A 9,355-nucleotide genomic window follows, 5' to 3' on the forward strand; every position below is an offset into this window, starting at 1 on the left:
GCGCCGCCGCCAACAGCCACCCCGACGCCGACAGCAGCGCCGCCCGCACGGCCATCCTCGCGGCGGCCCGTGCGGAGTTCTCCGCCAAGGGCCTCACCGGCGCGCGCGTCAACGAGATCGCGGCCCGCGCCGGCGTCAACAAGCAGCTCCTCTACTACTATTTCGGTAGCAAGGAGGATCTGTACCGCACGGCGCTCGAGGTGGTCTACACCGAGATCCGCACGCAGGAACGCAGCCTCAAGCTGGGCGACATGAAGCCCGAGGAGGCCATGGCCACCCTCATCGGCTTTTCCTTCGACTACCTGGCCCAGCACCCCGACTTCATCGGCCTGCTCAACCACGAGAACGCGCAGGGCGCGCCGCACGTGCGCGATTCCAGCGCCATCCGCGACACCAACTCGCCATTGATCGAGCTGATCGCCAAGACCCTGGCGCGCGGCATCCGCGCCAAGGTGTTTCGCCGCGGCATCGACCCGGTGGAGCTGTACATCTCGGTCGCGGGCATGTCGTATTTCTTCTTCTCCAACCGCCTCACGCTGGCTTCGATCTTCGGCCGCGACCTGGAGTCGTCCGCGGCGGTGAACGCCTACCGCGCGCACGTCGTCGCCTTCGCGATGGCCGGCCTGCGCGCCTGATCCGCCCCTCGGCGAGGCATGGACGGACGTCCCCGCCGGCAGTGCCTGACGCCTCATTTCAACCAAACGGTTGACGCCGTGGTGTCACGCCCCTATGCTCATTCCATCGAGTTCGAGAAAAGGGGCGATTCCATGCCAAGCCAGCCATCCGGGGCCTCGGGGCGCAGCCGCGTCACCTTGCTGGACCCGGCCCACCTGCCCGAGCGTTTCGAGTCCGTCGAGGCGCTGGAGGAGTTCCTGTCGCGGCCCAGCCAGGCCCTCATCGACGACCTCGCGCAGGTCGACGGCGACCTCATGATCCTCGGCGTGGCCGGCAAGATGGGCCCCACGCTCGCGCGCCTGGCCAAGAACGCCGCGCCGCACAAGCGCGTGATCGGCGTCGCGCGCTTCAGCGACCCCGAGGTGCGTGAGCGCCTGGAGGCCTGGGGCATCGAGACCATCACCGCCAACCTGCTGGACCGCGCGTCCATCGAGGCCCTGCCCCGCGTGCCCAACATCGTCTTCGCGGCCGGCCACAAGTTCGGCGCCAAGGACAACCAGGCCCTCACCTGGGCCATGAACACGCACGTGCCGGCCCTGGTGGCCGACACCTTCCGCGGCTCGCGCATCGTGGGCTTTTCCACCGGCAACATCTACCCGCTCACCACGGTGGGCCGCCAGGGCGCCAGCGAAAGCACGCCGCCCGCGCCGCTGGGCGAGTACGCGCAGTCCTGCATCGGGCGCGAGCGCATGTTCGAGTACTTCTCGGCGCAGCACGGCACGCCGGGGCGCCTCTTCCGCCTCAACTACGCCATCGACATGCGCTATGGCGTGCTCTACGACGTGGCCTCCAAGGTGCACCGCGGCGAGCCCGTGGACGTGACCATGGGCCACGTGAACGTGATCTGGCAGGGCGACGCCAACGCGCAGGTGCTGCGAAGCCTGCGCCACTGCACCACGCCGGCCACGCCGATCAACTGCACGGGCCCCGAGACCTTGTCGGTGCGCTGGCTCGTCGAACAATTCGCGCTGCGCCTGGGCGTGCCGGCCAAGGTGGTGGGCCAGGAGGCGAGCACCGCGCTGCTGTCGGACACCACGCTGGCCTGCCGCCTGTTCGGCTACCCGCTGGTGCCACTGGGCGCCATGCTCGACTGGGTGGCCGACTGGGTGAAGCGCGAACAGCCCGCCTTCAACAAGCCGACCAAGTTCGAGGTCAGGGATGGCGCCTTCTGAGGCCCTGACCCTGGTGGTGCTGGGCCCGGACGATGCGCCGGACGGCCTGGCGCTGTCGGACGCGGCGGGCTGGAACCAGACCGCCGAGGACTGGCGCTTCTTCGTGCGCCAGGGCCGGGTCTTTGGCCTGCGCGCCGCGGACAACGGGCGCCTGGTCGCCACGGCCGCGGCCTTGCCTTATGACTCAGGGGTGGGCCAAGTGGTGGGCAACGGTGTGGGTGGTGGCATCGGCTGGATCTCCATGGTGCTGGTGGCCGCCGAGTGGCGCCACCAGGGCCTGGCGAGCTCGCTGATGGGGCACTGCATCGCGCACCTGCGCGCGCTGGGTGCGACACCCGTGCTGGACGCCACGCCCGCCGGGCAGCCGGCCTACGCGAAGCTGGGCTTTCAGGCCGGCTTCGCGCTGTCGCGCTGGGAGGGCACGCTGGCCCACGGGCCGTCGATGCCGACTGCGGGCGCCGTGAACGCGCAAGCGATCGCACGCCTCGACGCCCAGGCCAATGGCTTCGATCGCCGCACCCTGCTGACTGACTTTCTGCAACGCCCCGGCACGCGCGCCCGCGTGGCGGCGGACGGCAACGGTTTCGTGCTGGCCCGCCAGGGCCGCCGCGCCACGCAGCTGGGCCCGCTCGTGGCCGGCGACGAGGCCTCGGCCCTGTCGCTGCTGCAGGCCGCCTTCGCGGAGCTGAGCGGCCCCGTGTTCCTGGACGTGCCCGAGCGCTGGACCGTGTTGACGGCCTGGCTCGCGCAGCACGGCTTCGCCCGCCAACGGTCCTTCGCGCGCATGGCGCTCGGCCCCGCCCCCATCGCTTCTGTCCATGACCGGCTGTTCGTCGTGGCCGGCCCCGAATTTGGTTGAGATCCCATGAGCCTGAGCCCCACCCACGTCCAACACGCCCGCGCGCTGCTGCAGCGCGGCCTGGCCATTCCCGCGCACCCGCTCGCGCTCAACGCGCAGCGCCAGCTCGACGTGCGCCGCCAGCGCGCGCTCAGCCGCTACTACCTGGACGCCGGCGCCGGTGGCCTGGCCGTGGGCGTGCACACCACGCAGTTCGCCATCCGCGAGGTCGGCCTGTATGAAGAGGTGCTGCGCCTGGCGATAGCCACCGCGCGCGACTGGGTGGCCCCCGGCCGCGAGCTCGCCATGGTGGCGGGCGTGTGCGGCCGCACCGAACAGGCCATGGCCGAGGCGCGCCTGGCCCTGGGCCTGGGCTACCACGCCGGCCTGCTGAGCCTGGCCGCCATGAAGGGCGAAAGCGAGGACGCCCTGATCGCGCACTGCGAGGCCGTGTCGCGGGAGATCCCGCTGATCGGCTTCTACCTGCAGCCCGCCGTGGGCGGCATGGACCTCAGCGCCGCCTTCTGGGCCCGCTTCGCCGCACTCCCCAACGTGGTCGCGATCAAGGTCGCGCCCTTTCACCGTTACCGCACGCTCGACGTGGTGCGCGGCGTGGTCGAGGCGCGCGCCGAGGACCGCGTGACGCTCTACACCGGCAACGACGACCACATCGTGCTGGACCTGCTCACGCCCTTCACCGTCATGCGCGATGGCCAGCCCGTGACCGTGCGCTTCCGCGGCGGCCTGCTGGGCCACTGGTCGGTGTGGACCTCGGGCGCGGTGCGCCTGCTGGCGCAATGCCAGGCCGCGTCGCGTGAGCCGGCGGTGAGCGCCGAGCTGCTCGCGCTCGACAGCCGCGTCACCGACTGCAACAGCGCCTTCTTCGACGTCGCCAACCACTTCCACGGCTGCATCGCCGGCTGCCACGAGGTGCTGCGCCGCCAGGGCCTGCTCGAAGGCACCTGGTGCCTGGACCCCGACGAAGGCCTGAGCCCCGGACAGAAAGAGCAGATCGACCGCGTGTACGCGCAGCACGGCGATCTCGCCGACGACGCCTTCGTGGCCGAGGGGCTGGCCCGCTGGCTGGCCTGAACGTTGCGTGACAAGGAGCCCACCATGACCCAGAACAAGCTCGCGCGCTGGACCGTCCACTACCTGCCCGCCGTGGGCCTGTTCGTGGGCTTCGTTCTGCTGTGGCAACTCGCGGTCACCGTGTTCGACATCCGCGAGTACCTGCTGCCCGGCCCGCGCGCCGTGTGGCAGGCCATGTTCAGCGACGAGATCCCCTGGCTCGCGCACACCTGGATCACCGGCGTGGAAATCCTCGGCGCCTTCGTCATCGCCGGCGTGGCCGGCGTCGCGCTGGGCATGGCCATCGCGTGGTCGCAGGGCATCTCGCGCGCGCTCACGCCTTTCCTGGTGTTCGTGAACACCTTGCCCAAGGTGGCCATCGCGCCGCTGTTCCTCATGTGGCTGGGCTACGGCATCCTGCCCAACATGCTCATCGGCGCGCTCATCGGCTTCTTCCCCGTCGTCATCAACACCGCCGTGGGCCTCACGCAGATCGACCAGGACATGGTGGACCTGGGCCGCGTGTTCAGCGCGCCCAAGTGGAAGGTGTTCCTGAAGATCCGCATCCCCAACGCCTACCCCTACATCCTGAGCGCGCTCAAGGTCACCGCCACCTCGGCCGTGGTGGGCGCGGTGGTGGGCGAGTTCGTGGCCTCGCAGAAGGGCCTGGGCTACGTGATCATCACCACGCAGAGCAGCATGAACACGCCGGCCGCCTTCGCCGCGCTGGTGTGGATCTCGGTGCTGGGCCTGCTGCTCTATGGCCTGGTGGCCCTGCTCTCGCGCCTGCTCGCGCCCTGGGCCGAAGAGGCGCCGCGCTGATTTCCCGTCCGCCCCCCACCCCGTCCCCCGAAAGGAAAGCACCATGACCCCCAGGCTCGCTGTTCCCCTCGCCGCCGTGTGTTCGGCGCTGCTGGCGCTGATGCCGCTCACGGCCGCCGCGCAGGCCAAGGAGAAGTTCACCTTCGCCCTCAACTGGTTCGCCGTGGGCGACCACGCCGCCTACTGGGTGGCGCTGGACAAGGGCTACTACGCCCAGCGCGGCCTGGACGTGACGCTGGAAAACTCCAAGGGCTCGGGCGACTCCATCGCCAAGGTGGACACCGGCCGCGCCGACGCCGGCCTGGCCGACGCGGTGCCGGTCATCTCGGCCAGCTCGCGCGGTGCGCGCGTGAAGATGGTGGGCATGGTGTTCGACAAGACGCCCATGACCTTCTTCAGCCACGCCGACAAGCCCCTGCTCAAGCCCAAGGACCTGGAAGGCAAGACGGTGGCCGCGCCCGCCGGCGACAGTCAGCGCCTGGCCTTTCCCGCCTTCGCTCGCCTGAACCAGATCGACCCGGCCAAGGTGACGTGGGTCAACATCGAACCCACCGCCAAGGTGGCCTCCATCGCCGAGAAGCGCGTCGACGGCGTGGCCGACTACACCACCGGCCAGCCCTTCTACGACAAGGCCATGGGCCCGGGCAAGGCGGTGCGCCTGCCCTGGGCCGACCACGGCTTCGACCTCTACGCCATGTCCATCATCGCGGGCGAGAAGACCATGGCCGACAAGCCGCAGCAGCTCAAGGCCTTCCTCGAAGCCTCGTACATGGGTTGGCGCGACGTGATGGCCAACCCCAAGGAAGCCCTGGCCATCTTCAAGAAGCGCGTGCCCGAGATCGACCTCGCCATCATCGAGGCCAACATGCAGATGGGCTTTGACCTGATGCGCACCAAGAACTACGCCGACAACGGCATCGGCTGGATCGACGAGAAGAAGATGTGCGCCTCCACCGAGATCGTGAACACCTACATGGGCCTGCCGAAGAAGGTGGACTGCAAGGACGTGTTCAACACCGCCTTCTTCACCAAGGTGGCGATGCCGCTGGCCGTCAAGTGAACCCACGCGTCCTCATCGAAGTCGACCACGCGGGCATGGTCTACCAGGCCGACAGCGGCCCGGTGGAAGCCCTGCGCGACATTTCCCTGCAGATCCACGAGGGCGAGTTCGTCGCCCTCGTGGGCCCCAGCGGCTGCGGCAAGTCCACGCTGATGCGCGCCATCGCCGGGCTGCGCCCGGTCACCAGCGGCCGCATCGTGGTGGACGGCGTGCCCGTGGACAAACCCATCCCGAAAGTGGGCATGGTGTTCCAGGCCGCGCTGCTGCTGAAGTGGCGCACCGTGCTGGACAACGTGCTGCTGCCGGTGGAGCTGTCCGGGGGCCACCCCGCGCAGTACCGCGAGCGCGCGCTCGCGCTGCTGAAGATGGTGGGCCTGGGCGACTTCGCCGACAAGCGCCCCGGCGAACTCTCGGGCGGCATGCAGCAGCGCGCCTCGCTGTGCCGCGCCCTCATCATGGACCCGCCCATCCTGCTGATGGACGAGCCCTTCGGCGCGCTCGACGCCATGACGCGCGACGAGATGAACATCGAGCTGCTGCGCATCTGGGGCGAAAGCGCCGGTGGCGGCCAGCGCAAGACCATCGTCTTCGTCACGCACTCCATTCCCGAGGCGGTGTTCCTCGCCGACCGCGTGGTCGTCATGTCGCCGCGCCCCGGCCGCGTGGCCAACATCCGCGCGGTGGACATCGCCCGCCCGCGCACCGCCGAGACGCGGGCCGACCCGGCGCTGGGCCGCATGGCGTTCGAGCTGTACACCGAACTCTCCGGTGCCACCGGGCGGGCCGAGACCCGCACCGGCCCGCACTGGTGAGCCCGCGCGCGCCGTCGAAGAGGCCCTGGGCCGAATGAACCACACGCCCCACGCCCCCCGCCTGAAGGTCCTGTCCGTCGATGCCTTCGAGTCGCCGTACCGGCTGCGCCTGCCCTTTCGCTTCGGCGTCATCACCGTCACCGAGGGCCGCCAGGCCATCGTGCGCGTGCGCGTGCGCCACGAGAACGGGCGCGAGGGCACCGGCTACGCCGCCGAGGCACTCGGCGCCAAGTGGTTCGACAAGGACCCCGCGCTGTCGGACGCACAGAACCTGGACCAACTGCGCAAGGCGCTGGAGCTGAGCACCGAGGCCTATGGCGCGGCACCCGCCCTCAGCGCCTTCGACCTGTACGCCCAGCACCACCGCGCGCTGCTGGACGCGGGCGCCGCTGGCGGCCTGAACCCGTTGGTCACCAGCTACGGCCCCGCCCTGCTGGACCGCGCCGTGCTCGACGCGCTCTGCCGCATCGAAGGCCTGAGCTTCTGGCAGGCCCTGCGGCACAACCGGCCCGGCATGCGCGCGCACGCCATCGCGCCCGATCTGAACGGCTTCGAACTGGCGCCCTTCCTGCGCGGGCTCGAACCCCTCACCAGCGTGGCGGTGCGCCACACCGTGGGCCTGCTCGACCCCATCGTCGCGGCCGACCAGCCGGCCGGCACGCGCGTCAACGACGGCCTGCCCGAGACGCTGGAAGAGGTGGTGGCCGCCTACGGCAACCGCTACTTCAAGCTCAAGGTGAGCGGCCAGGCCGACGCGGACCTGGAGCGCCTGCGCCGCATCGCCGCGGTGCTGGACCGCCTCGACGAGCCCTACGCCGCCACGCTCGACGGCAACGAGCAGTACGAGGACGCCGAGGCCATCGCCGCGCTGTGGCAGCGCATGCAGGCCGAGCCCGCGCTGCGGCGCCTGTGCGAGTCCACGCTGCTCATCGAGCAACCCATCAAACGGCAGGTGGCGCTGGCCCGGCCGGTGACGGTGCTGGCGCGCCACAAGCCGGTGATCATCGACGAGTCCGACGGCGACCTCGAGGCCTTTCCGCGCGCGCGGGCGCTGGGCTACACCGGCGTGTCGTCCAAGGCCTGCAAGGGCTTCTACAAGTCCCTCCTCAACCTCGCGCGCTGCCGCGTGTGGAACGAGGCCGTTGGCCACCCGACCTACTTCATGTCGGCCGAGGACCTGACCACCCAGCCGGGCCTCTCGGTGCAGCAGGACCTCGCGCTCGTGGCCCTGCTCGGCATCCCGCACGTGGAGCGCAACGCCCACCACTTCATCGACGGCTTCAACGGCCGCCCGCCGGCCGAGGCGCAGGCCTACCTCACCGCCCACACAGACCTGTACCACGAGCAGAACGGCCGCGTGCGCCTGCGCATCGAACGCGGGCAACTGGCGCTGGGCTCGCTGGGTGGCGCGGGCTTCGGCTCCGCCGTGGACCCCGTGCTCGACGGCACCGCGCCCATGGCGCGCGCCGACTGGCCGCCCACCACCCCATCGACGCCATGAACGACTACGAACAGCACGACGGCCTGGCGCTGGCCGGCCTGGTGCGACAAGGCGAGGTGACGCCGAGCGAGCTGCTGGACGCCGCGCTCGCGCGCATCGAGCGCCACAACCCCACGCTCAACGCCGTCGTCACGCCGCTCTGCGACGCGGCGCGCGCCGAGATCGCGCGCGGCCTGCCGCCCGGCCCGTTTCAGGGCGTGCCCTTCCTGGTGAAGGAGTTGGTGGCCTCGGTGGCCGGCGCCGCCACCACCGCGTCCTCGCGGCTGTACGCCCATCAGATGCCGGCGGCCGACAGCGAGATCGTGGCGCGCATGCGCCGCGCCGGGCTGGTCATCGTGGGCAAGACCAACTCGCCCGAGTTCGGCCTCTCGCCCGCCACCGAATCGCTGCTGTACGGCCTCACCCGCAACCCCTGGGACTTCTCGCTCACGCCCGGTGGCTCCAGCGGCGGCGCGGCGGCGGCCGTGGCCTCGGGCATGGTGCCCGCGGCCCACGCCACGGATGGCGGCGGCTCCATCCGCATCCCCGCCTCCTGCTGCGGCCTGTTCGGCCTGAAGCCCACGCGCGCGCGGATCACCGCCGGCCCCGACGGTGGCGAGGGCCTGAGCGGCCTGGCCCACCAGCACGTGGTGAGCCGCAGCGTGCGCGACAGCGCGGCCCTGCTCGACGCACTGGCCGGGCCGATGCCGGGCGACCCCTACAGCGCCGCGCCGCCCGAGCGGCCTTACCTCGACGAAGTGGGCCGCGCGCCCGGCCGCCTGCGCATCGCCTTCGCGACGACCGCACCCACCGGCGTGCCCGTGGATCCGGCCTGCGTGGCGGCCGTGGAAGACGCCGCGCGCCTGTGCGAACAGCTGGGCCACCACGTGGAAGCGGCTTCGCCCGGGTTCGACGCGCCCGCGCTGGAGCGCGGTTTTGAAATGGTGTTCGCGGCCAACACCCTGGCCAACATCGCGCGCGCCACCGGCGGCGCCATGCCGGAGCGTGAGCTGGTGGAGCCGCTGACCTATGCGCTGGCCGAATCCGCGCGCGGGATCGGCGCGGCCGAGTACATCCTCAACCTGCAGGCGCTGCACCGCCAGGCGCGGCGCATCGCGGGCTTCTTCGAGCGGTACGACGTCTGGCTCACGCCCACGCTGGCGCAGACGCCGCGCCCACTGGGCTGGTTCGACATCCGCTCCAGCGACGCGCGGGCCTGGCTCGCCAAGGTGACGGCCTACCTGCCCTTCACCTACCCCTTCAACGTCACGGGCCAGCCCGCGGCCTCGGTGCCGCTGCACTGGACGGATGGCGGTGTGCCGATCGGCTGCCAGTTCGCGGCGCGTTATGGCGAAGAGGGCCTGCTGCTGCGCCTGTGCGCGCAACTGGAGGCGGCGCGGCCGTGGTTCGATCGCCGCCTCCAGT

9 protein-coding genes are annotated in these 9,355 nt (G+C 71.0%); all 9 read left to right on the plus strand.

Annotated features, from left to right (window positions below; translation table 11 throughout):
* Positions 1 to 635, plus strand: a 635-nt coding sequence (locus tag VLG41_RS12350) for a TetR/AcrR family transcriptional regulator (protein ID WP_325349703.1), incomplete at its 5' end; no start/stop codon positions are given.
* 132 nt (positions 636 to 767) lie between these two features.
* The gene (locus VLG41_RS12355; RefSeq protein ID WP_325349704.1) at positions 768 to 1,847 is read left to right on the plus strand and encodes an NAD-dependent epimerase/dehydratase family protein; all 1,080 of its coding nucleotides are present in this window, start codon (positions 768 to 770) and stop codon (positions 1,845 to 1,847) included.
* Positions 1,834 to 2,706 carry a GNAT family N-acetyltransferase gene (locus VLG41_RS12360; protein WP_325349705.1) on the plus strand — a complete coding sequence of 291 codons (873 nt, stop codon included), beginning with the start codon at positions 1,834 to 1,836 and terminating at the stop codon, positions 2,704 to 2,706. The genes VLG41_RS12355 and VLG41_RS12360 overlap by 14 nt, the downstream gene beginning before the upstream one ends.
* A gap of 6 nt (positions 2,707 to 2,712) precedes the next feature.
* Positions 2,713 to 3,777, plus strand: a complete 1,065-nt coding sequence (locus tag VLG41_RS12365) for a dihydrodipicolinate synthase family protein (RefSeq protein ID WP_325349706.1) — start codon at positions 2,713 to 2,715, stop codon at positions 3,775 to 3,777.
* A gap of 24 nt (positions 3,778 to 3,801) precedes the next feature.
* Positions 3,802 to 4,578 (plus strand): ABC transporter permease, encoded by a 777-nt coding sequence (locus tag VLG41_RS12370; RefSeq protein ID WP_325349707.1) that lies wholly within the window; start codon positions 3,802 to 3,804, stop codon positions 4,576 to 4,578.
* Between the two features lie 43 nt (positions 4,579 to 4,621).
* Positions 4,622 to 5,638 (plus strand): ABC transporter substrate-binding protein, encoded by a 1,017-nt coding sequence (locus tag VLG41_RS12375; RefSeq protein WP_325349708.1) that lies wholly within the window; start codon positions 4,622 to 4,624, stop codon positions 5,636 to 5,638.
* A 35-nt stretch (positions 5,639 to 5,673) separates the two neighbouring features.
* Positions 5,674 to 6,450 (plus strand): ABC transporter ATP-binding protein, encoded by a 777-nt coding sequence (locus VLG41_RS12380; RefSeq protein WP_414652491.1) that lies wholly within the window; start codon positions 5,674 to 5,676, stop codon positions 6,448 to 6,450.
* A 34-nt stretch (positions 6,451 to 6,484) separates the two neighbouring features.
* On the plus strand, positions 6,485 to 7,951 hold the full coding sequence (locus VLG41_RS12385; protein ID WP_325349710.1) for a mandelate racemase: 1,467 nt from the start codon (positions 6,485 to 6,487) through the stop codon (positions 7,949 to 7,951).
* Positions 7,948 to 9,355, plus strand: a 1,408-nt coding sequence (locus VLG41_RS12390) for an amidase (protein WP_325349711.1), incomplete at its 3' end; no start/stop codon positions are given. The genes VLG41_RS12385 and VLG41_RS12390, both read left to right, overlap by 4 nt.

Source organism: Hydrogenophaga sp., from assembly GCF_035481345.1.
Lineage (GTDB): Bacteria > Pseudomonadota > Gammaproteobacteria > Burkholderiales > Burkholderiaceae_C > Hydrogenophaga.

What these genes read in the sequence shown, in the direction of transcription:
- VLG41_RS12355 (WP_325349704.1), top strand. Translation starts at nt 768, where the DNA reads ATGCCAAGCCAGCCATCCGGGGCCTCGGGGCGCAGCCGCGTCACCTTG.
- VLG41_RS12360 (WP_325349705.1), top strand. Translation starts at nt 1,834, where the DNA reads ATGGCGCCTTCTGAGGCCCTGACCCTGGTGGTGCTGGGCCCGGACGAT.
- VLG41_RS12375 (WP_325349708.1), top strand. Translation starts at nt 4,622, where the DNA reads ATGACCCCCAGGCTCGCTGTTCCCCTCGCCGCCGTGTGTTCGGCGCTG.
- VLG41_RS12385 (WP_325349710.1), top strand. Translation starts at nt 6,485, where the DNA reads ATGAACCACACGCCCCACGCCCCCCGCCTGAAGGTCCTGTCCGTCGAT.
- VLG41_RS12365 (WP_325349706.1), top strand. Translation starts at nt 2,713, where the DNA reads ATGAGCCTGAGCCCCACCCACGTCCAACACGCCCGCGCGCTGCTGCAG.
- VLG41_RS12380 (WP_414652491.1), top strand. Translation starts at nt 5,674, where the DNA reads ATGGTCTACCAGGCCGACAGCGGCCCGGTGGAAGCCCTGCGCGACATT.
- VLG41_RS12370 (WP_325349707.1), top strand. Translation starts at nt 3,802, where the DNA reads ATGACCCAGAACAAGCTCGCGCGCTGGACCGTCCACTACCTGCCCGCC.